Source organism: Roseovarius sp. MBR-51 (assembly GCF_053628575.1).
On sequence record NZ_JBRJGQ010000007.1, the window covers coordinates 1 to 26,999 of the forward strand.

At 60.3% G+C, this 26,999-nt stretch carries 26 protein-coding genes; 5 read left to right on the top strand and 21 right to left on the bottom strand.

Annotation, left to right across the window (positions count from 1 at the left end; translation table 11 throughout):
* Together ACSSVY_RS11250 and ACSSVY_RS11255 are read right to left on the bottom strand one after the other, a co-directional pair.
* The coding region (locus ACSSVY_RS11250; protein WP_454269651.1) for a HipA N-terminal domain-containing protein at nucleotides 1-408 on the bottom strand (408 nt) is incomplete at its 3' end.
* Nucleotides 401-703, bottom strand: a complete 303-nt coding sequence (locus ACSSVY_RS11255; RefSeq protein WP_454269652.1) for a helix-turn-helix transcriptional regulator — start codon at nucleotides 701-703, stop codon at nucleotides 401-403. The genes ACSSVY_RS11250 and ACSSVY_RS11255, both read right to left, overlap by 8 nt.
* A 497-nt stretch (nucleotides 704-1,200) precedes the next feature.
* On the opposite strand from ACSSVY_RS11255, the gene ACSSVY_RS11260 reads away from it, so the two are divergent.
* Nucleotides 1,201-2,610 carry a DUF6880 family protein gene (locus tag ACSSVY_RS11260; protein WP_454269653.1) on the top strand — a complete coding sequence of 470 codons (1,410 nt, stop codon included), beginning with the start codon at nucleotides 1,201-1,203 and terminating at the stop codon, nucleotides 2,608-2,610.
* A gap of 73 nt (nucleotides 2,611-2,683) precedes the next feature.
* Here the strand turns inward: ACSSVY_RS11260 and ACSSVY_RS11265 are convergent, their stop codons facing one another.
* The 7 genes from ACSSVY_RS11265 to hemA all read right to left on the bottom strand — a co-directional run bounded on the left by ACSSVY_RS11265 (nucleotide 2,684) and on the right by hemA (nucleotide 10,988).
* Complete coding sequence (locus ACSSVY_RS11265; protein WP_454269654.1) at nucleotides 2,684-3,985, bottom strand: type II toxin-antitoxin system HipA family toxin; 1,302 nt, start codon at nucleotides 3,983-3,985, stop codon at nucleotides 2,684-2,686.
* 1 nt (nucleotide 3,986) lies between these two features.
* Nucleotides 3,987-4,238, bottom strand: a complete 252-nt coding sequence (locus ACSSVY_RS11270) for a helix-turn-helix transcriptional regulator (RefSeq protein ID WP_454269655.1) — start codon at nucleotides 4,236-4,238, stop codon at nucleotides 3,987-3,989.
* Nucleotides 4,239-4,417: 179 nt separating this feature from the next.
* A complete protein-coding gene (locus tag ACSSVY_RS11275) occupies nucleotides 4,418-5,281 on the bottom strand; it encodes a hypothetical protein (RefSeq protein ID WP_454269656.1) in 864 nt (287 codons plus the stop codon).
* Between the two features lie 514 nt (nucleotides 5,282-5,795).
* Nucleotides 5,796-7,070, bottom strand: coding sequence for a phosphopyruvate hydratase (gene eno, locus ACSSVY_RS11280; RefSeq protein ID WP_454269657.1), 1,275 nt, complete (start codon nucleotides 7,068-7,070; stop codon nucleotides 5,796-5,798).
* Between the two features lie 99 nt (nucleotides 7,071-7,169).
* The gene (gene ispG, locus ACSSVY_RS11285) at nucleotides 7,170-8,297 is read right to left on the bottom strand and encodes a flavodoxin-dependent (E)-4-hydroxy-3-methylbut-2-enyl-diphosphate synthase (protein ID WP_454269658.1); all 1,128 of its coding nucleotides are present in this window, start codon (nucleotides 8,295-8,297) and stop codon (nucleotides 7,170-7,172) included.
* Between the two features lie 91 nt (nucleotides 8,298-8,388).
* The gene (locus ACSSVY_RS11290) at nucleotides 8,389-9,642 is read right to left on the bottom strand and encodes a helix-turn-helix domain-containing protein (protein ID WP_454269659.1); all 1,254 of its coding nucleotides are present in this window, start codon (nucleotides 9,640-9,642) and stop codon (nucleotides 8,389-8,391) included.
* Between the two features lie 116 nt (nucleotides 9,643-9,758).
* Nucleotides 9,759-10,988: a 5-aminolevulinate synthase gene (gene hemA, locus ACSSVY_RS11295; protein WP_454269951.1), complete on the bottom strand. Its 1,230-nt coding sequence runs from the start codon at nucleotides 10,986-10,988 to the stop codon at nucleotides 9,759-9,761.
* A gap of 232 nt (nucleotides 10,989-11,220) precedes the next feature.
* Between hemA and ACSSVY_RS11300 the strand changes: the two genes are divergently transcribed.
* Nucleotides 11,221-12,609, top strand: a complete 1,389-nt coding sequence (locus ACSSVY_RS11300) for a M20/M25/M40 family metallo-hydrolase (RefSeq protein WP_454269660.1) — start codon at nucleotides 11,221-11,223, stop codon at nucleotides 12,607-12,609.
* A gap of 98 nt (nucleotides 12,610-12,707) precedes the next feature.
* Here the strand turns inward: ACSSVY_RS11300 and ACSSVY_RS11305 are convergent, their stop codons facing one another.
* The 3 genes from ACSSVY_RS11305 to ACSSVY_RS11315 form a co-directional block, all read right to left on the bottom strand.
* Nucleotides 12,708-13,907, bottom strand: a complete 1,200-nt coding sequence (locus tag ACSSVY_RS11305) for a DegT/DnrJ/EryC1/StrS family aminotransferase (RefSeq protein ID WP_454269661.1) — start codon at nucleotides 13,905-13,907, stop codon at nucleotides 12,708-12,710.
* 90 nt (nucleotides 13,908-13,997) lie between these two features.
* Nucleotides 13,998-14,663: an HAD-IA family hydrolase gene (locus tag ACSSVY_RS11310; protein WP_454269662.1), complete on the bottom strand. Its 666-nt coding sequence runs from the start codon at nucleotides 14,661-14,663 to the stop codon at nucleotides 13,998-14,000.
* A gap of 75 nt (nucleotides 14,664-14,738) precedes the next feature.
* Nucleotides 14,739-15,179, bottom strand: coding sequence for a hypothetical protein (locus ACSSVY_RS11315; protein ID WP_454269663.1), 441 nt, complete (start codon nucleotides 15,177-15,179; stop codon nucleotides 14,739-14,741).
* 85 nt (nucleotides 15,180-15,264) lie between these two features.
* On the opposite strand from ACSSVY_RS11315, the gene moaA reads away from it, so the two are divergent.
* The gene (gene moaA / locus ACSSVY_RS11320; RefSeq protein WP_454269664.1) at nucleotides 15,265-16,272 is read left to right on the top strand and encodes a GTP 3',8-cyclase MoaA; all 1,008 of its coding nucleotides are present in this window, start codon (nucleotides 15,265-15,267) and stop codon (nucleotides 16,270-16,272) included.
* A gap of 64 nt (nucleotides 16,273-16,336) precedes the next feature.
* Here the strand turns inward: moaA and ACSSVY_RS11325 are convergent, their stop codons facing one another.
* A complete protein-coding gene (locus tag ACSSVY_RS11325; RefSeq protein WP_454269665.1) occupies nucleotides 16,337-17,056 on the bottom strand; it encodes a DUF1223 domain-containing protein in 720 nt (239 codons plus the stop codon).
* 247 nt (nucleotides 17,057-17,303) lie between these two features.
* Here ACSSVY_RS11325 and acnA point away from each other — a divergent pair, with 247 nt between their 5' ends.
* Nucleotides 17,304-20,054 (top strand): aconitate hydratase AcnA, encoded by a 2,751-nt coding sequence (gene acnA, locus ACSSVY_RS11330; RefSeq protein ID WP_454269666.1) that lies wholly within the window; start codon nucleotides 17,304-17,306, stop codon nucleotides 20,052-20,054.
* Nucleotides 20,055-20,256: 202 nt separating this feature from the next.
* The gene (locus tag ACSSVY_RS11335; protein WP_454269667.1) at nucleotides 20,257-20,403 is read left to right on the top strand and encodes a hypothetical protein; all 147 of its coding nucleotides are present in this window, start codon (nucleotides 20,257-20,259) and stop codon (nucleotides 20,401-20,403) included.
* 55 nt (nucleotides 20,404-20,458) lie between these two features.
* On the opposite strand, the gene ACSSVY_RS11340 is transcribed toward ACSSVY_RS11335, so the two are convergent.
* From ACSSVY_RS11340 to secD, 8 genes are read right to left on the bottom strand one after another with little or no spacing between them, the layout of a single operon-like run.
* Nucleotides 20,459-20,992, bottom strand: a complete 534-nt coding sequence (locus ACSSVY_RS11340) for a DsbE family thiol:disulfide interchange protein (protein ID WP_454269668.1) — start codon at nucleotides 20,990-20,992, stop codon at nucleotides 20,459-20,461.
* On the bottom strand, nucleotides 20,985-21,143 hold the full coding sequence (gene ccmD, locus ACSSVY_RS11345) for a heme exporter protein CcmD (RefSeq protein ID WP_454269669.1): 159 nt from the start codon (nucleotides 21,141-21,143) through the stop codon (nucleotides 20,985-20,987). Before ccmD ends, ACSSVY_RS11340 begins: the two co-directional genes overlap by 8 nt.
* Nucleotides 21,140-21,880 (bottom strand): heme ABC transporter permease, encoded by a 741-nt coding sequence (locus ACSSVY_RS11350; RefSeq protein WP_454269670.1) that lies wholly within the window; start codon nucleotides 21,878-21,880, stop codon nucleotides 21,140-21,142. The genes ccmD and ACSSVY_RS11350 overlap by 4 nt, the downstream gene beginning before the upstream one ends.
* 16 nt (nucleotides 21,881-21,896) lie before the next feature.
* On the bottom strand, nucleotides 21,897-22,553 hold the full coding sequence (gene ccmB / locus ACSSVY_RS11355; protein WP_454269671.1) for a heme exporter protein CcmB: 657 nt from the start codon (nucleotides 22,551-22,553) through the stop codon (nucleotides 21,897-21,899).
* Nucleotides 22,550-23,167 carry a heme ABC exporter ATP-binding protein CcmA gene (ccmA, locus tag ACSSVY_RS11360; RefSeq protein WP_454269672.1) on the bottom strand — a complete coding sequence of 206 codons (618 nt, stop codon included), beginning with the start codon at nucleotides 23,165-23,167 and terminating at the stop codon, nucleotides 22,550-22,552. The genes ccmB and ccmA overlap by 4 nt, the downstream gene beginning before the upstream one ends.
* Nucleotides 23,168-23,223: 56 nt before the next feature.
* A complete protein-coding gene (locus ACSSVY_RS11365) occupies nucleotides 23,224-23,577 on the bottom strand; it encodes an Mth938-like domain-containing protein (protein WP_454269673.1) in 354 nt (117 codons plus the stop codon).
* Between the two features lie 3 nt (nucleotides 23,578-23,580).
* On the bottom strand, nucleotides 23,581-24,342 hold the full coding sequence (locus ACSSVY_RS11370; protein WP_454269674.1) for a TSUP family transporter: 762 nt from the start codon (nucleotides 24,340-24,342) through the stop codon (nucleotides 23,581-23,583).
* A complete protein-coding gene (gene secD / locus ACSSVY_RS11375) occupies nucleotides 24,335-26,971 on the bottom strand; it encodes a protein translocase subunit SecD (protein WP_454269675.1) in 2,637 nt (878 codons plus the stop codon). Before secD ends, ACSSVY_RS11370 begins: the two co-directional genes overlap by 8 nt.
* Nucleotides 26,972-26,999: the final 28 nt, after the last annotated feature.

A 26,999-nucleotide genomic window follows, 5' to 3' on the forward strand; every position in this document is an offset into this window, starting at 1 on the left:
CGGGACCGGCTGGTCCCACAAAACTCGTCCCGGTTCTTCATCCAGGAAGATGGCAAACATGCAAAAGACTGCGCGGCTCGGTACAACTTCGCGCAGGTAGTCGGTTTCTTGCAGCACTCTCGGACGTCGCCCTTCGGCCTCTGCCATGCGCCCCTCATAGCGCCGCATCACCGTTCGCCCCCAGGTATCGGGGGCAGAATCCCCAAGCGGCGCAAGCATGTCCTGTCCTGCCTCAGGCACGAATTGCCCCGCAACGAGAGGCATGTCCGGCGAAAGCCCAAAGGCATTTTCGTCGGCAAGCCAATCGTCATGATAGGTGAAGGACACCCGCTCTCGGCCGCGCCCCGCTGTGCGGTGAAGCGTGCCGACCCGTTTCAACCCCTGCCAGTCGATCCAGACCTCAACCATTTTTCAATCTCGCACGCTGCGGGAGGTCATCCAGGGCCATCTGCTCACCAACCGGATCGTTGAGGTCCCCCCAGCCTTTCAGAAGGCCGAGCGCCTGCAGTACTGCCACGTAGGTGCCAATCTTAACTGCGGGGTTCCCGCTTTCGATCTTGGCGATGGTCTGCCGCGTTGTGCCAGCGCGCTGCGCGACAATCTCAGCGGTCAGTTTGCGACGCAGTCGCGCAACACGAATGTTTTCCCCAAGTGTCACGAGCTCCTTACGGGCCGCCCTGGGTATTTTGATCGAAACCGCCATAATGATACCTCCAAGCGACACTAAGTGCTTAAATGTTACGCTGAGATATCATTAATGTCAATTTCCTCCGTTTAGCTCCGCAACCCAACGCCGCCACTCGAGTCACACCTTATGTTACCTCAATACGACATTGAGGGCATTAAGGTTACCAATAGGAAACACAGCCCGGGCACTCCATTGCACTGCAGGCTCACATAGCCACACAAATGCAATGCGTGCACTCGAGCTGAAAGGAAACGGCGTGAGATCACTCAGGTTCGCCAAGCATGAGATTTATCCGCTGCCGAGCCACAAACGTGACACCGATCTGGAAGCAAGGCTTGTCGAAAGAGATCGTTTTAACAGTCTTCAGACCCCATACGGCGTTCACCATGGAAAACCTGCTTACGAAATTCTCAATTAGAAGCTATCAATTGACGCGAATTATTCTGAGGATAACCGCACCCTACACGCGTCTGGAAAGGCCGGTTAGCTCGCAAAATGAAGTGACCTGATCCATGGCTCGAAAACCCTCTCTTTCCATCGAAATACTGTCCGAGTTGCCCGCTCAAAAACTTGCCCAACTGGTGCTGGATGAGGCCGAACGCAACGCGGGCTTTCGCCGTCAGGTCAAAGCGGCACTCGCCGCGAAATCCGGGCCGGAAGGCATTGCGAAGCTGATCGACCGACGGCTTTCGGGTCTGGAACGCGCAAAAAGCTTCATTGAATGGGACAAGGCCCGCGCCTTTCGCGATGATCTGCAAAGCCTGACCGACACAATCGAGGCCGAGCTTGCACCGGCCGCTCCGGATATGGCGATGGACCGTTTCATACGGTTCATTGCCACACATGAGCGCCTGTTCGAACGGGTCGATGACTCATCAGGCCATGTTCAGGATGTCTACTATCTGGCTATCATAAGCGCTGGAAAATTGACGGCACAGCTGAGCGCCCATGAGGCTGCATTGCTGCCTGATAGAATTATGGCACGCCTTGGCGAAACCACGCACGGCTATCTGGCTGATCTGACCAAGGCCATCGCGCCACATCTGCCGCAATCTACGCTGGCGCAATGGGATGCTGACCTCGACGCAGCGATTGCAAAGCGCAAACTTGAAGAGGCCAAGCTTTCGACGGATCGCTGGCATTATTCCATGACCTCTCAGTGGTCAGAAATGCGCCAAACAATTGCTGAGGCACGCGGTGATATTGACCTGATGATTACCCTAGAAAGCGCCAAAAAGCCACATATGCAGGATGTTCAGGGTATGGCTGTGCGTTTGCTGGCTGCTGGTCGCGCCGATGAAGCTCTGGAATGGGTGCGCAAACCTGGATCACACGTCAAAGGACAGGATGACGCGCTGTCCCCCCAAAGAGTCCAAATCGAAGCGTCTATTTTGGAAGCATTGGGTGACAAATCAGCAGCTCAAGCACTGCGCTGGCAGTGCTTTGAGAGCCGACTATCAGCCGACATCCTGCGCGATTATCTGAAAAACTTACCTGACTTTGATGACATTGAAGCCGAGACAAACGCTTTGCAGTATGGCCTGTCTCATCAGGTCCCGGAATTAGCTTTGCGGTTTTATCTCGATTGGCCACGCCTTGACCTCGCCGCGCAGGTCATCCTTCAGTATCACGCTCACTGGGATGGAGGCCTCTGGCACAGCTTGCCCAAAACTGCAGAAACGCTGGAACATGAGCATCAGGCGGCGGCAACGATCCTCTATCGCGCGCTTCTGGACGATATCCTCAAGGCGGCGCGATCCAAGGCATATGGGCATGGGGCGAAGTATTTGGCAAAACTTGCCCTGCTGGCCGAGGCTGCTGATCCCTTCCTTCCGGAAGGCGTCATGGAACATGAAGCTTATATGGCTGAGCTTCGAAAAAACCATGGTAGAAAATCTGGTTTTTGGGGGCGAATTGGGTAGACGGGGAGCCTCATCCAAGGCGGTTTGATCATGGTTAGCGTCGAATTTTTGGGCGCAGCCATGCCGTGTAGCATCAGCTCAATAGGTGCAACCTAGCCTTCAGCGCGCCGTCGATCGAAGCAAGCAACGCCCCCGGAAAACCATCCGGAAGCCGATTGAACGTGGCCTCAACGATCGCGTGCGTGGTCTCCTGCAGCTCTTCGAACAGGCTCTGCACGACTGTGCGGGATAAGCCGGATTGCACGCCGGTCTCCACGATGTGGCGGCCCAGGATGTTCGCCACTTTGTAGTGGTTCGAGTTGCCGAAATTCATAGCGAGCTTGAAGTATTTCCGCTCGATCTGCCGGGCGTCGACGGTCGGTTGCACCGTCAAAACGTCGTACAGTGGCGTCATGTGAAAACGCCCTCCGGGCAAAAGACTGACGCTGAAGTTCTTACCATGCCCGTCTGTCGCGCCCAGCAGCCAGAACAGGACATTCGCTTTGAAAAAATCGTACCGATCTTTGTTGGGATCATCACTCCCCAACAATAGATCCATGATATCTGAGATTCCTGGGCCGCCCTCGTTCTGGTACTTCTGGGTAGGCACAATGGATAGTGCTTGGCAGCAGTCCTCCTGCGGCAAACGGATCAAGCGGCCATCAGACGTCCAGCGCCGATCAAAACGCTCAACCACCAAGGCTTTCTTGTCGCCAAACTGAGCCATTTCGACATTCGCAGCCCTAAGCCCAAACGCTTCCATCAGCTTCAGGCACAAGTATTCGTTTTCAACGCTGTCGGACAGGTCCATGCCGTTGGGCAGTCTGCCAATTTGCGGCTTGATGATGTGCGTGGTTGGTGTCGTGCCGGTTGGCTCAATCCACTGGCCGTCTTTACGAAGCAGAGCCGTTTTTTCCTGCGCGCCAGCGACAGAAATGCGGAAGTCATTCTCGCGGCGTATACCCAGTGGCGCGAGGTCGAGGTCGCTCAATATGGCCCCGATCTGCACCTCGTCAACGGGTTCTCCAGTCAACTCGGACATTGGCTGGGGCTCTTGCCCATCAGGCAGAAACTGCAGCGCACCAATGCAATCGCGCCCGATTTGTGAAAGCAAGCTGAAGGCATCGACACCTTCGGCTCCGACACGTTCCGCGACTCTTCGACGGATGAGGTCACTGTCGGGCAACAGGTTGTCAAAGACGGCCATCACTGGTGCGCCGCTGTAGCGGTTTTCCCGCAATGGCAACGATAGCGACACCGGCATGCGGTGCTCCCATTCGAGCCAGTCTCGTGCATAGGCGAAACTGACGCCGCCCGAGGGCTCACGCACCAATTGACCCACGAGCCGCGCGTTCAGGAAAACGTTCAGCGGTATGTAGCTGCGCTTGCGGCCCATGTCAGAAAATGTCCTCTAGCCCGTCTGATGTGCCTTTGCTGCGCTCGGCCACCGTAATTTCGAGCTCCAAGGCCGCGATCAAATCAAATACCGTTTCCAGCTTGGTGCCACCACTGCCGTTCTCGATTTTGGAAATTGTCTCTTGCCAGACACCGCTCATCGAGGCGAGTTCCTTCTGGGTAAGGTTCTTTGCCTTTCGAGCTTCGCGAATTGCGTGGCCCAAGTTTTTTGATGTACGAACGAGGTGCTTCATTGCGGTTCTCCTGCCGCCACATATGACCCCTAAGTCATAAATTGTCAATATGATCTCTGCGCCATAAAGGGCAAGTATGATCTAAGCATCATATACGAAACCTCATCATCAGCCTTATCTCAAGAAACAATGCCGTTTCTGAGATAAGGAAAGGCATATCTCAAATTGCACAACGACACTCACGCCTGCAGCCCCGCAGCGCGCACCTGCTCAGGCGACACCAGCTTTACCGCGACCAGATCCTTAATCTGTCGATTGGTGATATGACGGCACATAGGATGGCGCTCATGGATCCAGCTGGCGAGCCGACAACGGCCCTTGGCTTCAGCCTCTCGCGCCTTCTCGCGGTCGGCTTGGATCTGGGCAAGCCCCTTCTCCCATCGGCGCATCTTGAACCAGTTGTCTGAGAAACAGACCTTGCTGCGCGTGTAGCCGTCGCTTTCCTTCGCATAGGCCTTGACCGCCTGCAGCAGATCATCGGGCTTTACCCCGGCTTTCACGGCGGCTGCGATCAAGCGCAGGCTGGTTCGCCGGTCTCGGATCCTGTCCTCGGGATAGGCCGCCAGGATCTTCTCAGATTCAAGATCTTCAACCTCCTCCGCCGCCTCGCGCCTGCGCGTAGGTGGTTTATGGATGGTTTTAGGATGGTTTGGGGTCCACCGTGAACCCCGTACCCCGTTCACCGTGGACCCCGTACCGGGTTCAGGCTGGACGGGGTTCACAGTGACCCCCGTCTCAATGTCGGGCTCTGCCGTGGGTTCCAGCGCGGCCACGCGCTCCAGAACGATGCGGTAAATGACCGTGTAGCCATTCTTGCACTGCCGCCGCCCGGTCTCGATCAGAATGCCTTCACGCAGAAAGTCGATGATGGTGCGCTTCACCGTGCTCTCGCTGAGCTCTGTGTGGCGCTGGATCGTCCCCTTGGAACACCAGATGCCCGAACCGTCATCGCTCGCCTTGTCGGCCAGAAACATGATGATCTGCTTGCGCGCGGCGCTGCCAAAGCGGCGCTCGGCGCATTCGTTTGCGATGCGCCAGCTCATGATCTCACCGCCAATTGGGTTGAGGTCAGACCGGAAATGCCGTAGGCATTGGGACGGAAATATTCTTCTATGCCGTTGAGGTGGGTGGCCGCCCCCTCAGCGGTTTTTCTTTGCCTTTTCGCCAGAGGAAAAGCCGGTGAAAAACCGTTTACTTGGGCCTCGTAACCTATTGAAAAGTGACCCTGAACGAAACAAGTCCGTTTACAATTTTTCCCTTTGAAATCAACAAAATTTTCCGGATTGCAAATCCGTGAACAGGAGTTCGATTCTCCTACTCGCCTCCATTGGCCCCCTCTTCATGAGTGCCCCATAGCGGTGCCGTCGGCAGGATCAGGCCCAGATAGTCCGGCACGGCTGGTTCGACGCCATGACCTCTGGCCGTTGAGGTAGAGACCCGGCACGCCTCCAAAAGACCGCTCCGAGACGCCCGCGCAGCCCTGTCTTGGCGTGCCGCGCGTTCAGGATCAAGCCACCAGAGGGGCGGGCACGGCATCCAAAGATGCCGCGCGACCGCTTACTTCAGGATGCTTCGTCCGGCGTAAATCGCGGTCTCGCCCAGCATTTCCTCAATGCGGATCAGCTGGTTGTATTTCGCCAGACGGTCCGACCGCGCCAGACTGCCGGTCTTGATCTGCCCGCAATTGGTGGCCACGGCCAGATCGGCAATGGTGGCATCCTCGGTTTCGCCCGAGCGGTGCGACATCACATTGGTCATGCGCGCGCGATGCGCCATATCGACCGCTTGCAGCGTCTCGGTGAGCGTTCCGATCTGGTTGACCTTCACCAGCATCGAATTGGCGCACCCGCGCTCGATCCCCATCGCCAGACGTTCCGGGTTGGTGACGAACAGATCATCGCCCACCAGTTGCACCTTGTCGCCCAGCGCCTCGGTCAGCGCGCGCCAGCCCTCCCAATCGTCCTCGGCCATGCCGTCCTCGATCGAGATGATCGGATAATCCGCCACCAGAGCTTGCAGATAGGCAACATTCTCGGCGCTTGTCAGGCTCAGACCCTCGCCGGAAATTTCATATTTTCCACCTTTGTAATATTCGGTCGCCGCACAATCGAGCCCAAGGTAAATCTCCTCACCGGGGCGATAGCCCGCCTTCTCGATCGACTTCAGAATGAAATCCAGCGCATCGCGCGTCGAGGACAGATTAGGGGCAAAGCCGCCCTCATCGCCCACGCCGGTTGCCAGACCCGCCGCCGACAGTTCCTTTTTCAGCGTGTGAAACACCTCCGACCCCATGCGCACGGCATCACGGATATTTTCCGCCGCCACCGGCAGGATCATGAATTCCTGAATGTCGATGGGGTTGTCGGCATGCTCGCCGCCGTTGATGATGTTCATCATCGGCACCGGCAGCACGCGGGCTGAGGTGCCACCGACATAGCGATAGAGCGGTTGGCCGGAAAAATCCGCCGCCGCCTTGGCACAGGCCAGGCTCACACCCAGAATGGCATTGGCCCCAAGCCGTGCCTTGTTGGGCGTGCCATCCAGCTCGATCATCGCCATGTCGAGCGAGACCTGCTCAGTCGCATCCATACCCGCCAGCGCCTCGGCAATCTCGCCATTGACGGCGGCCACCGCCTCCAGCACGCCCTTGCCCATGTAGCGCGTCTTGTCGCCATCGCGCCGCTCGACCGCCTCATGCGCGCCCGTGGACGCCCCCGACGGCACCGCCGCGCGGCCCATGGTGCCATCCTCCAGCGTCACATCGACCTCAACTGTGGGATTGCCCCGGCTGTCCAGAATTTCGCGGGCGTGAATGTCGATGATGCTGCTCATGGGCGGGACTCCTCTGCGTGAACGAACTCGCGCCTGCCTTAGCAAGTTTTCCGCGCTTTGCAAACGCGGCGCAGAACGTGCAGCCGCAGCAAGACCGCGCTACTCCGCCGCCTGCGCCGCTGTCTCCGCCTCGATCTCCGCCGCGCGCCGTTCGACCTGCTCGACGATGTGGTCGATCATCTGCGCATTGTCCATCCGGTGGCTCTGCTTGCCCGCGAGATAAACCATGCCATTGCCCGCCCCGCCTCCGGTAAAGCCGACATCGGTCATCAGCGCTTCGCCGGGGCCATTGACCACACAGCCGATGATGCTCAGGCTCATCGGCGTCTTGATATGCTCCAGCCGCTTTTCCAGCGCCTCGACCGTCTTGATCACATCAAACCCCTGCCGCGCACAGGACGGGCAGGAGATGATATTGATCCCCCGATGCCGCAGGCCCAGCGATTTCAGGATGTCATAGCCCACCTTGACCTCTTCCACCGGATCGGCGCTCAGGCTCACCCGGATCGTATCGCCAATCCCCATCCACAAGAGATTGCCCAGACCAATCGCGCTCTTGATCGTGCCCGACATGAGGCCGCCTGCCTCGGTGATGCCGAGGTGAATCGGCGCATCGGTGGCCTCGGCCAATTGCTGATAGGCGGCGGCGGCCATGAAGACATCCGACGCTTTCACGCTGATCTTGAATTCGTGGAAATCATTGTCTTGCAGAATGCGGATATGCTCCAAGCCGGACTCGACCATCGCATCGGGACAGGGCTCGCCGTATTTGTCGAGAAGATGCTTTTCCAGCGACCCGGCATTGACGCCGATCCGCATCGAACAGCCATGATCCCGCGCCGCCGCAATCACCTCGCGCACGCGGCGCGCGTCGCCGATATTGCCCGGATTGATCCGCAAACAGGCGGCCCCCGCCTCGGCGGCCTCGATCCCGCGCTTATAGTGGAAATGAATATCTGCCACGATCGGCACCGGGCTTTCGCGCACGATATCCTTGAGCGCCTTGGCACTCGCCTCATCGGGCACCGAGACCCGCACGATATCCGCCCCTGCCTCGGCCGCCGCCTGCACCTGTGCCACCGTGCCCGCCACATCGGTCGTGAGGGTGTTGGTCATGGTCTGAACCGTAATGGGCGCATCGCCGCCCACGGGCACGTTGCCCACCATGATCTGACGGGATTTACGGCGATAGATATTGCGCCACGGGCGGATATGGTTGAGCGACATCGCGTCTTGCCCCGTTTCATCTGAGGGTGACTGTTCCCCCTAGATAATACGACAAGGGGGGTCGGGGCAATCGTGCGACGCTGATTGCCGCTTATTGCAGCGGTGCAGCCTCTGGCGCGATCTGCGCTTCTGCGACGTAGCGCATCAGATCCTGATCCGCCTCGATATTGGCCAGCGCATAGCGCCCGGTCAATTCTTCCGCAGTCAAGGCCAGACCAGAGGTCACAGCGCCCCGCTCTCCTGCGGGGCCGTAATGCGCGCCGTTCACCGCGAAATAAACAGCTCCCGATTCGCCCACCCGCAAGGTCGGCGGCTCTTCTGTCGCAGGCACCGCATAGGTGTCGCCCGCGTTCAGAATACCCTCAAAGATCACACTGCCATCGGCGGCCCGCACCCGCACCCAAGCCGGGCGCACGGCGACCATTTGCACGGCCGCCATCGTATCGGCCACAACCTGTGGACGGTTCGGGCCGGGGAGCTCATCGCCAAGCGGTTCAAACCCTTGCGCCTCATTCAGCGCAAGCGCGATACCGCTGTCACGATCCGCATTCGGTGCAACCGGACTCAGCGTCCCCACGTCGCGCGGGTCAAGCGTGGAAATCGGCGCATCCCGCGCCACCATCACCGGCACATCCAGCGCCTTGGGGCGATAGAGGCGGCTCAACCGTTCATCGCGTGGCGGCTGAAACACACCCGATGCGGCATCCTCGCCGGGGATTACATCACCCGGGATCACAGTGGCGCCGCTCAGCGGGTCAAGATCGGCCAGGACCACCGGCGTATTTTCGACTGGGGCCAGTTGCACCTGTTGCACCTGACGCAACACGCTCCACCCGCCATAGCCAATAGCCCCGATCAACGCGACCAGCACCAGAGCAGATCCAATCGCCCCCGGCTCGATGCGTGACAAAAAGCTTTCTGAGGCCGGCAGAAACGGGGTATTGGGTGACATCAGCGGATCTTGCAGCGCCGCCTTGCGTTGCTTGGCCGGACCCGGCTTGCGGATCGAAGACGCCTCCGCAGACATGCCATGAGCAATGGAAAAGCCGGATTCAAGACAAAATGTCTTGAACGCCTGATCCGGGTCCATACCAAGATAGCGCGCGTAGGACCGAACGTAGCCGGGAATGAAACCGGGGGTATCAAAGGCCGAGGGATCGCAATTCTCGATCGCAGCCACGTAATTGGCCTTGATCCGCAACTCACGTTCCACATCCAACAGGGATTTTCCGAGCGTCGCGCGCTCACCGCGCATCAGATCGCCAAGGCGCAAATCAAAAGCGTCAAAGCCACGGGCCTCAACCTCTTCCACGTCGGCCTTTCGCGAAAATCGCCGCCCAATCATGCGGGTCCCTGCCTCTCGAGTCTTTTGCCCAACTGCCCGAATGTCCCGATTCGAACTCAGAACTTTTCTTCATCAGACGGTAACACAAGGCAAGGTATAATGCACGCGCAGAGAGACTAGCCGGCCAATTCGGCGCGATTCAGCGCACAATGACTCCACAACTCATCCATCGCACGCACCAACGCATCCATCTCCTTGGGCCCATGCACCGGAGAGGGCGTAAAGCGCAGCCGTTCGGTGCCACGCGGCACGGTCGGAAAGTTGATCGGCTGCACATAAATGCCGTAACCTTCCAGAAGCATATCGCTCAACTTCTTGGTGTGGACCGGGTCTCCCACGATCACAGGAACGATATGGCTACCATGGTCGATCATCGGGAGCCCCATGCCCTTGAGCCGCGTCTTGAGGATGGTCGCCTGCGTCTGATGCTGCACGCGCAGCTTTTGCCCCTCAGAGGTCTTGAGCAAGGCAACCGAAGCCGTTGCCCCCGCCGCCAGCGCCGGTGCCAGCGATGTCGAAAAGATGAATCCCGGCGCATAACTCCTTACGGCGTCGCACATTTTAGCCGAGGTCGCGATATAGCCACCCATCACGCCATAGGCCTTGGCGAGCGTGCCGTTGATGATGTCGAGACGGTGCATCAGACGGTCGCGTTCGCAAATCCCTGCCCCGCGCGCGCCATACATGCCCACCGCATGCACCTCGTCGATATAGGTCAGTGCGCCAAACTCATCCGCCAGATCACAAATCGCCTCGATCGGGCCAAAATCGCCATCCATCGAATAGACGCTCTCAAAGGCAATCAGCTTGGGTGCTGTTGGATCATCGGCGGCCAGCAATTCGCGCAGATGCTCGACATCATTGTGCCGGAAAATCCGCTTGGCCCCGCCATTGCGGCGCACACCTTCGATCATGCTGGCATGGTTCAACGCATCAGAATAGATGATCAGCCCCGGAAAGAGCTTGGGCAGCGTGCTCAGCGTTGCATCATTGGCGATATAGGCCGAGGTAAAGAGCAGCGCCGATTCCTTGCCATGCAGATCGGCGAGTTCCGCCTCCAGTCGCTTGTGATAGACGGTTGTGCCGCTGATATTTCGCGTGCCGCCAGAACCGGCACCCGTGGCGTCAAGCGCCTCATGCATCGCCGCAAGCACAGCCGGGTGCTGTCCCATGCCCAGATAGTCATTGCCACACCAGACCGTGATCGGCTGCTCCGCCCCGTCGGGCTTGCGCCAGATCGCATGCGGGAAATTACCGTTGCGGCGCTCAATATCAATAAAGGTCCGGTAGCGACCTTCCTGATGCAGACGGTCAATCGCTTGATCCAGCTTGGCTGTGTAATCCAATGGCTGTTCCTTCCTGATCGGCACCGGCGAGCGGTGCCAGCCGCCCATCGGGTCTTGGTGGCAAGTCAAACGCCACTTATTCAACATTTGGAATGGTATATAATCCACCCCCCTGAGACAACACGTTACAAATTGCCGCTCCTTGGTTCCTTGACTTGGGTCAAGTCACTGGACAGCGCCGCCCGGCCTGTTACCCTCGATTTAGACAATACTCAAACCCCAAAGGCCAGACATGTCGCTTTCCGCCGTTCTCTCCCGCATCGACGACCAATTGCCCAGCGCCCTCGACCGGCTCATGGGCCTGCTCCGCATCCCCTCGATTTCCACTGATCCGGCCTATGCCGGCGATTGTGACGCCGCCGCCGATTGGCTGGTCGCAGAGCTGCAAGCTCTTGGCGTCAAAGCGGAAAAGCGCGCGACGCCGGGCCGCGCAATGGTGGTGGGCCATGTCGACGGCCCCTCCGGTGGCACCGGACCGCACCTGCTCTTTTACGGCCATTACGATGTGCAGCCGGTCGATCCTCTGGCGCTCTGGCATACCGATCCCTTCGCCCCCGAAATTCAGGACACGCCGCACGGAAAAGTGATCCGCGCGCGCGGGTCCTCCGATGACAAGGGCCAACTCATGACCTTTGTCGAGGCCTGCCGCGCCTATCGGGACGTGACCGGCGCCCTGCCCTGCCGCATCACCTTCTTCTTCGAGGGCGAAGAAGAATCAGGCTCGCCCTCGCTCATCCCCTTCATGCGCGAGAATGCCGCCGAGCTTTCCGCCGACTTGGCGCTGATCTGCGACACCTCCATGGTGGCCCCCGGTGTGCCCTCCATCGCCTCGCAACTGCGCGGCATGCTCAAGGACGAATTTACCATTACCGGCCCGCGCATTGACCTGCACTCCGGCCATTACGGCGGCCCCGCCCTCAACCCTTTGCGCGAACTCTCGCGCCTCATCGCCTCCTTCCACGACGAGACGGGCCGCGTCGCGGTCGAGGGCTTTTATGAGGGCGTCCACGAGGTGCCCGCCGACCTCCTGCGCCAATGGGAAAGCTGCGGCTTTGACGAACATGAATACCTCTCCTCCGTCGGCATGACCCGTGCGCATGGCGAAGAGGGCTATTCCACCCTCGTCCAGCAATGGGCGCGGCCCACGCTCGAAATCAACGGGCTTTGGGGTGGCTATCAGGGCGCGGGCACCAAAACGGTGATCCCGTCAGAGGCCCATTGCAAACTGACCTGCCGCCTTGTCGGCGACATGGACCCCGACAAACTCCGCCAGAAGGTCCGCAAACATGTCGAGGATCGCCTCTCGCCCGATGCCAAGATCACCTGGAATCAGGATCTCGACGGATCGCCCGCGGCGGTGATGAACATCAACCGCCCCGAATTCGAGGCCGCCCGTCAGGCGCTCTCGGACGAATGGGCGCGCGAAGCGGTCTTTACCGGCATGGGCGGCTCGATCCCCATTGCCGGGTTTTTCAAAGAGGTGCTCGGCCTTGACGCCATGCTCATCGGCTTTGCCCAAGAGGATGACGCTATCCACTCCCCCAACGAAAAATACAACGTCCAGAGCTTTCACAAAGGCATCCGAAGCTGGGCGCGCGTGCTGGATGCGCTGGCGAAGTGACAAGAGTGGCCTTTGACGTTGGCGCCAGGCCCCCGCGCGCGCCACAAGGCGGAGCGCCGCGCGCGGGGGCACCCTGACTGTCCGCTCTAGGATGCCCCTTATACGCCCTGCGCCTGATACACCGCGCCCACTTCGGCCCGGATGATCCGTGCGATCTGTGCGCAATCCTCAAGGCTAAAGGTCAGCGGCAGGCGCATATCGACAATCCCGCGCAAGATCCGGTCGCTCGCAGCCATCGGCAGCGACGGCGCATAGCGCCAACTGTCATAACGGCTGGTGAACCCAACCGGCTCCGCCCCGCCGAACCATTTCAACTCGACCCCGCGCGCCAGACACCGCTTCAACACCTCGGCAATCCGCCCGCCCTCCCAGTCCAGCAACAGGAACTGAATGGACGATCCCACATACCGCTCCGCCTCGGCCCGCTCCACCACCGTCAACCCCGGCGTGCCGCGCAAGCCATCCTCAACCACGCGGTAACGCGCATTCCACTTTTCGCACTGCGCGCCCAGAGCCCGCAATTGCGGCCGCAAGATCGCCGCGCGTAGATGATCCATCCGCCCTGAAACATTGGGCGTGTCGTATTTCACCCGCTCGAACACCTCATCAGGCGGCACCGTGCCATGCTTGCCATAGAGCATATAGGACCCCGACAGGATCACAGCGCGCGCCATCACCGCGTCGTCATCGGTGATCAGAAACCCGCCCTCGCCGGAATTCATGTGCTTGTAGGTCTGTGTGGAATAACACCCGATCTTGCCCCAGCGTCCCGAGGGGATACCGCGCCACGCCGCCCCCATCGTATGCGCGCAATCCTCGATCACCGTCACACCGGCCGCATCGCAAATGGCCATGAGCGCATCCATATCCACCAGATGCCCGCGCATGTGGCTCAGCATCAGCACCTGCGCCTGATCCACCTTGGCCGCCAGATCCTCCAGATCAATCGTCAGCGCCTCGGTCACGCCCACAAACACCGGCACCGCCCCCACGCTGGCGATGGACCCCGGTACAGGGGCGAGCGTAAAGGCATTGGTCAGCACCCTGTCCCCCGGCCCCACCCCCAAGGCGCGCAGCGCCGTGGCCATCGCATACCCGCCCGATGTGACCGCCAGCGCATAGCGCGCGCCGGTGTAGGCCGCAAACTCGCGCTCGAGGGCGGCCACCTCGCCCGCCTCCTCGCCCACCAGATTATACCGATGCAACCGGCCCGACCGCAGCACCTCGAGCGCCGCCGCAATCCCCTCGTCGGGGATCGGCTCCTGCTGCGTGAAATTGCCTGTGAATCTCTCTGTCATACCCATGTTTTGGGGCGCTCCCCGGCCCTCGTCAATGGTTTTGCGGCGCGCCCTCGTCTTCCTTCAGAAAACCCGAAACCGCCCTGCGGCTCAGCCGATAAGACGCCGCACAACGCCGGGCAACTCGTCGTAATGCCCAATCACCGCCTCGGGCTTCAGCGCGGCCACCGCCGCCCCACCGGGACCAAAGCCCACAAGGACCGACGGCACTCCCGCCGCCCGCGCGGTATCGTGATCCGTGACCGTATCGCCGACCATCAGCGCGCGGGCCGGGTCGCCCCCCGCCCGCCGCACGGTTTCGCGCAGATGCTCCGGGTCCGGCTTGCGCACCGCCAGCGTATCGGCACCCGTGAGCGCCTGAAACGCCCCCAACACCCCCAACCGCTCCAGCAGGATACGCGCCAGACCCTCGGGTTTGTTGGTGCAGACCGCCACCCGGTAGCCATCCCCGCTCAACTGCGCCACCGCCGCCATCGCGCCGGGATAGAGCACGGTATGCACATCAATCGCCTCGGCATAGGCGTCGAGCAGCACCGGGTAATAGCGGTCGATCGTGGCCTCGTCCCCGGCCCGCCCCAGCCGCTCCATCCCCAGCCGCAGCATTGCACGCCCCCCGCGCAGCGCGACGCCAGTATCAGTCTCCAGCGTCAAGAGATCGCCCACCCCCATATCCCGAAAACAGGCATTGGCCGCCGCCAGTAAATCGCCGCTCGTATCCGCCAGCGTCCCATCCAGATCGAAAACCACCGTGCGCATGCTCTGCCCCCTTGCCGCCTCTCGCCAGCGGATAGAGCGACCCTGCCCGAAATACAAAGGAAAAGACGCGCAGGCTTAGTCTGCCAGCCGGTAAACCCGCAGTTCCGGCAGCGCCGTCAGCGCCGCCCCCACGGCCCGGAACCCCGCCAGCGACAATTGGCTGCCTGCGCCGCGCTCCGCCGCAAGCGGAAGGAGATCGACCGCCACCGACTGCCCGGTCGGCGCATAATCCACCCGACCGCGCCCCGGTGCATCGACAAGCGGCGTCTTGAGCCAGAGCCCCGGCTCGGCCGGCGACCCAAGCGAGGCCACGGTTGTTCCCAACGCCCCCGCCGGCGCAGTCGCGGCCTCGACGCGCGCCGCCTTGCGCTCGGCGGGCGTTGTTGCATCCAGCGTTTCGGGCGTCATCGGCACCACCACTTCGGGCGCAGGGGCCGCGCGCGGCGGGAACACCCGTTCCACCTGCGCACAGCCTGCCACGCCCAAAACACCCAAGATCATGGCCAAATGTCTCATATGTCCACCCTACCCGCCTGAACTAACCCCTTCAACGGCCAACTTGTCCCTTGCCCCGCCTCGCCCCCCCGCCTAGATTTACGCCATGACAGCCCCACTGATTGACCCGTTCCAGCGCGCCATCTCCTACTTGCGTGTCTCCGTGACAGACCGCTGCGATTTCCGCTGCGTCTATTGCATGTCCGAAAACATGACCTTCCTGCCCAAGCGTGAATTGCTCACGCTCGAGGAACTGGACCGCATGTGCTCGACCTTCATCCGCATGGGCGTCGAGAAACTGCGCATCACTGGCGGCGAACCGCTGGTCCGCAAGGGCATCATGACCTTTTTTGACGCCATGACCCGCCATTTGGAGACGGGGGCGCTCAAGGAACTGACCCTCACCACCAACGGCAGCCAGATGGAACGCTTCGCAGGCGATCTCTATGCCGCTGGCGTGCGCCGGGTGAATATCTCGCTCGACACGCTCGATGATCAGAAATTCGCCGATATCACGCGCTGGGGCCGCCTGCCGCAGGTGCTCAAGGGGATTGACGCGGCCCAGAACGCCGGGCTGCGCGTCAAGATCAATACCGTGGCGCTCAAAGGCTTCAACGAGGACGAGCTTTTCACCCTCACCGAGTGGTGCGCCTCCCGCGACATGGACCTCACCTTCATCGAGGTGATGCCGATGGGCGACATTGGCAACGAAGACCGCTTGGGCCAATACTGGAAACTCTCCGACCTGCGCGCCCGCCTCGGCGAACGCTTCACCCTCACCGAATTGACCGAGCGCAGCGGCGGCCCCGCCCGCTATGTGCGCCTTGAGGAAACCGGCCAGAAAATCGGTTTCATCACGCCGCTCACGCATAATTTCTGCGAAAGCTGCAACCGCGTGCGCCTCACCTGCACCGGCGAGCTTTACATGTGCCTCGGCCAAGAGGATATGGCCGACCTGCGCGCACCCCTACGCAACAACCCCGGCAGCGATGTCCTGCTCGAAGAGGCGATTCGCGCCGCCATCACGCGCAAACCCAAAGGTCATGATTTCGACTATTCCCGTCAGACCGTCGATGGCCGCGTCTCGCGCCACATGAGCCACACGGGCGGCTGATGCCCGCCCGTCCGTCTCATCGTTCCAGAAATACTCAACTTGGACGGTGCGATCCGCCGCGCGCTCACCGGAGATGCGCCACGGCCTCTATCGTCCCATGATCCATATATTGCAGTAGAACCACCGCATTGTCCTCGCGCGCCAGTTCCACATCCAGTTCCAGCGGTTCGCGGCTGTCCCAGACGGTCAGAGGCGTCATCTCGGTCACGATATTGGCATAGGTGATTGTTTGGCCAGCATTCTCACCCCGCTCGATTGCAACAGTTTCCTTCGGAATGTAGCGCACCAATTGCACCATCAGCGGCATGGCGCGCGCCGGGTCGGCGGTGGCGCGGATCTGCACCCGGTTCTCATTGCGCGTGACGTCGACGTCTATGCCATTCGTCGCCTGCGCCCGGTGCTTTTCGATCAGATCAGACACATCCTTGAGCCGCGTGCCCACCACATGATCCTCGCCATTGATGATCATCTGCGGCGTATAGACCATCTTGCGCTCCGCAGTCTTGGCATACCCGCGCTGCCGCGCGCTGTTGTCTGGACTGCCAAAACTGTCCGTCCAGCCGATGTAATCCCAGTAATCCACATGCAGCGACAGTGCGACCACATCCTCCCGCGCCACCAGCTCAAGAAAAAACGCATCTGCCGGCGGACAAGAGGCGCATCCCTGCGACGTGAAAAGCTCGACCACCACAGGTCTGTCCCGTTCGGGTCGCTCCTGCGCCCCGCCCTGCGCCGCCCAAAGGCACAAAAGCCCCGCGACCACGCTCGCTGCCATCTGTCGCATAACGTCCGCTTCCCGTTGGATCTGCACTGTCACACCGCGACTGTATCATATCGCTCACCACCCGTATCTAGGTCGCGTGCCCTGCAATAACCAATCAACGTTTCGAGAGTCGGACGTGATTTCTTGAAATATCCATCAATTGTGTGCAATAGTATACAAATCTATCCTCACCCCTCTTGATCGAGCGTTTCAAATCGGTCAGAAGCAGGGGCAAGTGATCCAGCCTCGACCATGAAAGGACGGCCCCATGCCCATCAGTGTCGGACAAGACAGCGCCAAGACCCGCAAGACCCTCACCGTCGGTGACCAGTCGGTCGCCTATTACTCGATTGCCGCCGCCGAAGAGGCCGGACTTGGCGATTTCTCGCGCCTGCCCGCCGCCCTCAAGGTCGTGCTGGAAAACATGCTGCGGTTCGAGGATGGCAAGACCGTCTCGCTCGACGACATCCGCGCCTTCTCGGAATGGGCTGAAAACGGTGGCCGCGCCAACCGCGAACTGGCCTATCGCCCGGCCCGCGTGCTGATGCAGGATTTCACCGGAGTTCCGGCCGTCGTCGACCTCGCCGCCATGCGCGACGGGATCAAGGCCCTTGGTGGGGACGCCCAGCAGATCAACCCGCTCAATCCCGTCGATCTCGTTATCGACCACTCGGTGATGATCGACGAGTTCGGCAATCCCCGCGCCTTCCAGATGAACGTCGACCGCGAATACGAACGGAACATGGAGCGCTACCAGTTCCTGAAATGGGGCCAGGGTGCGTTCAACAATTTCCGCGTCGTGCCGCCGGGCACCGGCATCTGCCATCAGGTCAATCTCGAATATCTCGCCCAAACCGTCTGGACCGACACCGACCAGAATGGCGAGGTCGTGGCCTACCCGGATACGCTCGTCGGCACCGACAGCCACACCACCATGGTCAACGGCATGGCCGTGCTTGGCTGGGGCGTAGGCGGGATCGAGGCCGAGGCCGCGATGCTGGGGCAGCCGATTTCGATGCTCATCCCCGAGGTTGTCGGCTTTGAGCTGACCGGCCGCATGATGGAGGGCACGACCGGCACAGACCTTGTGCTCAAGGTCGTGGAACTCCTGCGCAAAAAGGGCGTTGTGGGCAAATTCGTCGAATTCTACGGGGCCGGCCTCGATCACCTGCCGCTGGCGGACCGCGCCACGATCGCCAACATGGCCCCCGAATACGGTGCCACCTGCGGTTTCTTCCCGATCGACGACGAGACCCTGCGCTACCTGCGCAACACCGGCCGCGATGAGGCCCGCGTGCAACTGGTCGAGGCCTATGCCAAGATCAACGGTTTCTGGCGCGGTGCCGATTACGCGCCGGTCTATACCGATACCCTCAGCCTCGATATGGGCGCCATCGTGCCCGCCATCTCCGGTCCGAAACGCCCGCAGGATTACGTCACCCTCGACAAATCCGCGGCGGCCTTTCTCGATGTTGTCTCCGAATACCGGGGCAAGGACACCAGCCCCGCCGCCACAGACATGGCTGCCGAGGGACCGGCCACCGCCGTGGTCGCCGACCCACGCAAATCGGTCAAGGTCAAGGGCGAGGACTACACGATCCGCGACGGCTCTGTCGTGATCGCCTCGATCACCTCCTGCACCAACACCTCGAACCCCTATGTGATGATCGGTGCCGGTCTCGTCGCCCGCAAGGCGCGCGCCCTCGGCCTCAACCGTAAGCCTTGGGTCAAGACCTCGCTCGCCCCCGGTTCTCAGGTCGTCTCGCATTACCTCGAGGCGGCTGGCCTGCAAGAAGATCTTGATGCCATCGGCTTCAACCTCGTGGGCTATGGCTGCACCACCTGCATCGGCAACTCCGGCCCGCTGCAAAAGGAAATCTCCGAGGCGATTGCCGAAGGCGACCTGATGGCCACCTCCGTGCTCTCGGGCAACCGCAATTTCGAGGGTCGCATTTCCCCCGACGTGCGCGCCAACTACCTCGCCTCGCCGCCCTTGGTTGTGGCCTATGCCATCGCGGGCGACATGAACATCGACCTCTCGACCGAGCCGCTGGGCACCGACCGTGACGGCAACCCGGTCTATCTCAAGGACATCTGGCCCAGCCAGAAAGAGATCGCGGATCTGGTGGAACGCACCGTGACGCGCGAGGCGTTCCAGTCGAAATATGCCGATGTCTTCAAGGGTGATGACATGTGGCAAGCCGTCGAGACCTCCGAAGGCGAGACCTACGACTGGCCCGCGCAATCGACCTATGTGCAAAATCCACCCTATTTCAAAGGCATGGCCAAAGAGCCGGGCACGATCTCCAACATCTCGGGCGCACGCGTTCTGGCGCTGTTGGGGGATATGGTCACCACAGACCACATCTCGCCCGCGGGCTCTTTCAAGGACAGCACCCCCGCCGGCAAATACCTGACCGAGCGTCAGGTGCCCGTGCGCGAGTTCAACTCCTACGGATCGCGGCGCGGCAACCACGAGGTGATGATGCGCGGCACCTTCGCCAATATCCGCATCCGCAACGAGATGCTGGATGGGGTCGAGGGCGGCTATACCAAGGGGCCGGACGGCGCGCAGACGTCGATCTTTGATGCGTCCATGGCCTATCAAGAGGCGGGCACGCCGCTGGTGATCTTTGGCGGCGAGCAGTATGGCGCAGGCTCTTCGCGCGATTGGGCGGCCAAGGGCACGGCGCTTCTGGGCGTCAAGGCCGTGATCGCCGAGAGCTTTGAGCGGATTCACCGCTCCAACCTCGTGGGCATGGGCGTGATCCCGTTCGAGTTCACCGACAGCGACACGCGCAAGACGCTGGGCCTTACCGGCGATGAAACCGTGGCCATCTCCGGCCTCGACACGATCAAACCGTTGCAAGAGGTGCCTTGCGCCATCACCTATGCCGATGGCTCGACCAAGACGATAACGCTCAAATGCCGGATCGATACCGCGATCGAGATCGAATATATCGAACATGGCGGTGTCCTGCATTACGTGCTGCGCAACCTCGCCAAATCCGTGGCCTGATCTAGTCCACGGCATCATCGACAGGGCGGCCCCGCATACGGGCCGCCTTTTTCATTTCCTGCGCAAGGTTTCGCCACCTCTGCCCAAATTCCGGCCACTCGCCGCCGATCGCGCTGATCTGATGTCATTGTGACGTGAGTCCCCTTTCAAACACGGTGTCGCCCCCCAATCTTGAAGGCAAGACATTGAAGAAAGGTAAACCATGCGTAGCACCGCACTCATTCTCGCTCAGGCCGGGCTGATCAGCCTGCTTGCCGTCTACGGCGCTTTCGGCGAAAGCACGGCACGGCACGCCTGTCCTCTGCCCGAAATGACCACCGGATCAGCCACCTGTCACGTTCCTGACTAACGGATGCTGTCCCTTGTGTATAAAACCCGCGTACACAAGGCACATCCTGTACACCTCAGCGCGCCGCCTCGATCGCTGGCAGGATCGTGCTCTGCATGACCCGTTCGGTGATTGGTCCAGCAAAGCGCAAAACGATGTTGCCTTTGCCGTCAACGATATAGGTCTCAGGCACGCCATAGACACCCCAGTCGAGCGCCATCCGTCCCGTTTCATCCGCCCCCAGAGCGGCATAGGGATTTCCAAGTTCCTTAAGGAAATTCAACGCGTTATCTGGCTTATCTTTGTAATTCACCCCATAGATCGTGAGACCATCCTTGGCGAGTTTCTCGAGATTGGGATGCTCCACCCGACACGGCGCACACCAGCTTGCCCAATAATTCACAAGCTTGACAGTTCCGTCTCGTAAATCATTGTCATTGAACGTTTTTCCATCACCCAGCGGAGTCACCACCACCGCTGGTGCCGCTTTGCCCGCCAATGCCGAAGGCAACTCGTTGGGGTTGTCCCGCTGCAACCCGACAAAGGCCAGACCGGCAAATCCCGCGAAAATCACCAGCGGCAGCACCATCATCGGCGAGATCTTAGACATTTGATTTCACCTTTTTTTCAACCTGTTGCAGCTCTTTCTTCACGCGGTTTGAGCGCATCACACTCACCGTGATGAGGCCCACGATCAGCACAATCGACACCGCATAAGAGGACAGAACGGCCTCGGCGTATTTTCCAAGTTCCGGCATCATACCCCCATCCTCTCACGCGCCAAGAGCGCCCGCATCCGCCGCGCCCGGATTTCCGTGCGCGTCCGCATAAGCACCAAGGCTATGAAAAGAAAAACAAATCCTGCCATGCAGACCAACAGCGGATACCAAAACACATCCGCCACATTCTCCTCTTTGTCGAGGCTGAGCGACGCCCCTTGATGCAATCCCTGATTCCAGAAATTCACCGCATAGCGGCTCAAGAGGGCAAAGACCGATCCGACGAGGCACAGAATGCTGGTCAGATCCGCCGCTGTATCATCGTTCTCGATTGCCTCCCACAGGGCTATGTATCCGAGATAAAAGAGAAAAAGGATGAGAAAGCTGGTGAGTCGCGGATCCCACGCCCACCATGTCCCCCACATCGGTTGACCCCAGATTGCCCCGGTCAAGAGCGCAATCACGGTCATCACCATCCCCACCGGCGCCGCGGCCCGTGCCGCCAATGCGCTCACATGATGCCGCCGCACGATCCAGACCAGCGAGGTGACCAGCATCATCAGCCAGGCATTGATCGCCATCAGGGCGCTAGGCACATGTAAATAAATGATTTTAACGGTCGACCCTTGGCGGTAATCGGCCGGTGTAAAGAAGAATCCCCAGATCAGCCCCCCCACCAACGTCACCGCTGCCAGCCCGGCAAACCAAGGCAGAACCCGGTCCGTGGTCTGGATGAATTTCTTGGGATTGGCATATTCCCAGAGTGTGTTCAGGTTCATCGCTTTCCCCGTGTCATCAGCGCAGGTTCACTCTCAATACCGCAGCCGAGGCAAAAGGCAAAAGCGCGATGGTGCCGCAGGTGATCCCCGCCAGCATCAAGAGCGGCGTCGTGGTGTCAAACCCGTCTGCCCCTCGCCGCGCGACCTCGGCCCCGAAAATCAGTGTAGGCACATAAAGCGGTAGCACAAGCAGGCTCAGCAACAGGCCTCCACGCTTGAGGCCCACGGTCAGCGCGGCCCCGAAGGTGCCGATCACACTCAGTGCAGGCGTTCCCACAAAAAGAGATATAATCAACCACTTATAACCCGCTTCTGGCAGGCTGAGCAGCAAACCAAGGACCGGTGTCACCGCCACCAGAGGCAAGCCAGTCGTCACCCAATGTGCGAGGGCTTTCACGCTGACGAGCCCCTCCATCGGCAACGGAGACGTCGCCAGAAGGTCGAGACTGCCATCCTCCCAATCGAGCGCCAGAATGCGATCGAGCGACAACAGGCAGGCCAGAAGCGCGCCCAGCCAAAGCATCCCCGGCGCAATCTTCGCCAGAAGCACGCTCTGTGGCCCGACGCCAAAGGGAACGAGCACGACGACGATGAGAAAGAACGACACCCCAAGTCCAAAGCCACCGCCCGCCCGCATCGCCAAACGAATATCGCGAAGCAACAGGGCGATCACAGGAAGGCCCCATCAAAATCGTTCTCCGCCAGCGGCTTGGCACGATAACCCCCGACATCGAGCACCTGCGCTTCACTTAGCCCAAGGTCGATATGCGTCGCGATCAGCGCCAAGCCCCCTGCCGCCAAATGTCCGCGCACAGCGGTTGCGAACAGCGCAACGGCCTCTGCATCCAAGGACACTGTCGGCTCGTCGAGAACCCAAATTGTCCGTCCCGTCACCAAGAGCCGCGCCAATCCGAGACGGCGTTTTTGCCCCGCTGACAGTGCGCCGGCCGGTCGCTCGGCAAGCGGAGCCAGCTTGAAAGCGTCAACGGCATGAGAATATTCTTTATTTCCAAAGATCTCCGCCCAAAACTTGAGGTTCTCGACAACGCTCAGCGTCGGTTTGATCCCATCCGCATGCCCCGCATAAACGAGGCTGTCAGGTGGCACGTCGATGCGCCCCAACACGGCCGGTTGCAGCCCCGCCACTGTGCGCAAGAGCGTGGTCTTGCCGCTCCCATTCGGCCCTCGCAAAACAAGCGCCTGACCAGGGTCCAGCGCAAAGCTCAACCCTTCCAGCACCGGAATTCCGCCGCGCGCAATCGTCAGGTCTGAGACTTGCAGCTTCATGCGCTTTGCTTAACCCAATGCAGCATAATCGAAAAGCGCGATCGTTGCGCGGATCGTCACACTGGCAACACCGCTGCCGCCACCCTGCGCCCTTCGGACAAGAGCACGTTATAGGTCCGGCATGCGGCGGGAGAATTCATTGTCTCAGCGCCAATTCCAGCCGCATCAAGAGCGGAGCGTAACGCACTGGGAATATGCGTAACTTCTGGACCGGTACCAATGAAAACCACGTCGATATCATCCACCAGCGCGAGCAATGCATCGACATCGCCATAGCCGCCCCAGCTTCGGGCTCCGGTTGGCGTGACCAATATCGCCCCCTCCATAACCTGTCCGGCCACCCGAAAGTACCCCGTCCCGTAGCCATCAATCGGAGTCGCGCCAGAAAAACTGATTTCAGTCATACGCATGGCTCATACCCCCTTGTTCCAGATTGGCAGGCCGCTCAAAACCGCAAGGCCGATGACCCCATAGGCCACCCAACGATAAAGCCGCTCGTGACGCGGGTCAAACAACGATTGACCAATAAGCGAGGTGATAAAATACGGCACGGCCAGCACCAGCGCCAGCAGAAAGATCTGACCGTTGACCGCTCCGCGCAGCAGCAGGTTCACGACAATCACCACATCAAGAGCCGCCAGAAACAAGATCGTGTTGGCCCGCACCGACTGCGCCACCGACTGGCCTGCGAGGTAAAAGAGGATCACCACCGGGCCGGTCAAGCCGGTCAGGCCACCAATCACCCCGGCCACGCCGCCGATTGCCACGAGCATGGGTCGACTCACATGCCCCGAGAACCGCCAACCGGTGATCAGGGCACCAAGGGTAACGGAGCCCACAACAGCAACCACCCAACGGATGCTGACCGGATCAAGCTGCGCCATGAGCCACAGTCCGACCGGAACGGTCACAAGGGCTGCACATGCCAGCACCGCCACCTCTCTCCGGTCCGCGTGCTTCCATGCGCGCGGCAAGAGTGCAGAGGTGCTGGCAATACCTGTCAGCGTGATCACCCCAACGATAATCTGCGGCGGCAGAAACATTCCCGCCACCGGAACAAAAATCAACGCGGTCCCAAACCCGGTGAATCCCCGGACAATGCCCGCAAACCCGATAGCCAGCATGAGCCAGATTAGGCCTGGTGTTGCTCCGACTGCGCTCAGCGCCTCAGGCATCTATATTGGCGAACTGAGTGCCTGCATTGGCATCCGGTTTTGACCAATCACGCTTGATTCCAAGCCACATGAGAACCGTGCTTGCGACGAAAATCGAAGAATACGTCCCCACGATCACGCCCCATATCATTGCAAACACAAAGCCCCGGATCACATCACCCCCCAAGAAGTAGAGCGCGACCAAGGCCAGCAATGTCGTGACCGAGGTCATCATGGTCCGGCTCAGGGTTTCGTTGATCGAGAGGTTGAGCACGTCACGCAGTGGCTTTTGCTTGTATTTGCGCAGGTTCTCGCGGACCCGGTCAAATACCACCACCGTATCGTTGAGCGAGTAGCCGACGATGGTCAAGAGGGCCGCAATGATCGCCAGATCGAACTGAATCTGAAGCTCCGAAAAGACACCAATCGTCAAGGCAACATCGTGCACCAAGGCAATCACGGCCCCGACGGCGAATTGCCACTCAAACCGCATCCAGATATAGACAAGCACCGCTCCGATGGCGAGCGCCACCGCCAGCATGGCCGCTTGAATGAGCTCGCCTGACACCTTTGGCCCGACGCTTTCAACCGAGGTGAACTGAATATCCGGCACGGCCTGCTGCAAGGCGGCCTCCACCTCTGCAATCACCTCTGGTGTGACACTTTCGGCCTCATCCTGCGCCTGAATCCGAAGCATCGCGACGTTTTCATCTGGGCCGAAGGTTGGATCGAACACCTCTGTGATGCTGATATCGCCCAATCCCAGCCCGCCAATCGCCTCGCGATAGGTGCCGATATCCACCTCCTGCGCGCTTTGCGTGCGGATTGTGGTGCCGCCCTTGAAATCAATCCCAAAGTTCAGCCCCTGCACTGCAAAAGAGCCAAGCGCCACGAGGATCATGACCCCGGAAATTCCCAACCATAGCTTCCAACGACCAAAGAAATCCAGTGACGTCACCTCTGGCACGATTCGAAGGTATCGTCCGGTCAGGACCGTCTTGGGACGCCGCCGTTCGAACCAGATGACCGCAATAAGACGCGTGACAAAAAGCGCCGTAAAGACGGAGGTAATGATCCCAAGCCCAAGCGTGATGGCAAACCCCCGCACCGGACCCGAGCCCATCACATAGAGAATGAGGGCCGTCATAAAGGTGGTGATATTGGCATCGACGATGGCGCTCATCGCCTTCTCATAGCCCAGATCAATGGCCCGCGCGGCACCTTTGGCTGATTTCATCTCTTCGCGGATGCGCTCAAATACCAACACATTGGCATCCACCGCCATCCCGATGGTCAGCACGATCCCGGCGATACCCGGCAGGGTAAGCGTAGACCCGATCAGGCTGAGAAGACCAAAGATCAAGCCAACATTGATGATCAAGGCGATATTGGCAAAGATGCCGAAGACGCCATAGCTCAGCACCATGTAAACCAGCACCAGGGCAAAGGCCACGAGACAGGCCAGCTTGCCCGCCTCGATACTGTCCGCCCCGAGTTCTGGCCCGACGGTCCGCTCTTCGAGAAACTCGAGCCCCGCCGGCAACGCTCCCGCCCGCAAAAGAACGGCAAGATTGGTGCTGTCTTCCACATTGAAATTACCGGTGATGATGCCAGAGCCACCGGCAATATGGCTCTGGATCACCGGTGCGCTGATCACCTCGCCGTCGAGCACGATAGCAAATGGATTGCCAATGTTCTCAGCCGTGTAATCGCCGAATTTGCGCGCGCCCGTCGGGTTGAACCGGAACGACACCGCTGGTCGCCCGTTCTGGTCGAAATCGGGCTGCGCGTCGACCAGTTCCTCACCTGTCACCACCGGGGCCCGCTCTAGGATGTAGAACACGCCTTCCTCATCCAGCGACGGCAAAACCTCGTTGCCCGCACCGGCCTGCGCGTCCGCAGACGACGCGCGGCTTATTACCGGTTGAAAGGTCAGTTGCGCCGTCGTGCCGATCAGCGCCTTCAACTCCGCAGCGCTGCCAATTCCCGGAACTTGGATCAGGATGCGGTCCGCACCCTGCCGTTGAATCGTCGGCTCCCGCGTGCCCACCTCGTCGATCCGGCGTCGGATAATCTCCAGCGCCTGCCGTACAGTGCGATCATCGGTGGCGCGTCGCTCGGCCTCGCTCAGCCGCACGATGATGTCAGCGCCATCACTTGTCACATCGATGTCGCTGCCCCCGACACCGGTCAGAGTATCGGTCACAGGCCGGGCAATACCACGCACCAGAGCGGCAGCCTCAGCCGCCATCTCTGGCCTCTCCACAAGACGAATCCGCAACTCCGGCGCCTCGGTCGGTTGCAAGCGGATCGGTCCGACCCGATCACGCTCCTCGCGCAAGAGATCGCGCACCTCTGGCCACATGCCTTCGACGCGCGCCTGATAGACATCCTCAACCTTGACCTCAGCAAGAAGATGCGCGCCGCCCCGCAGGTCAAGACCCAGATTGACAAGGTTGGACGGCATCCACTCCGGCCAAAGCGCGAGGTCCTCGGCCACCGAGTCCGGATCAACGCCCGCCTCGACAGAGGTGACGGCATCATTATGCCGCTCGACGCGTGAATAAAATCCGTTGGGCAGGGCCAGCATCAGACCAAGAGCAACGAGCCCCCAGATACAGAGGCGTTTCCACAGGTCGATTTGCAGCATTTTCCTGCCCTTTCAGTGCTTTGGCGCG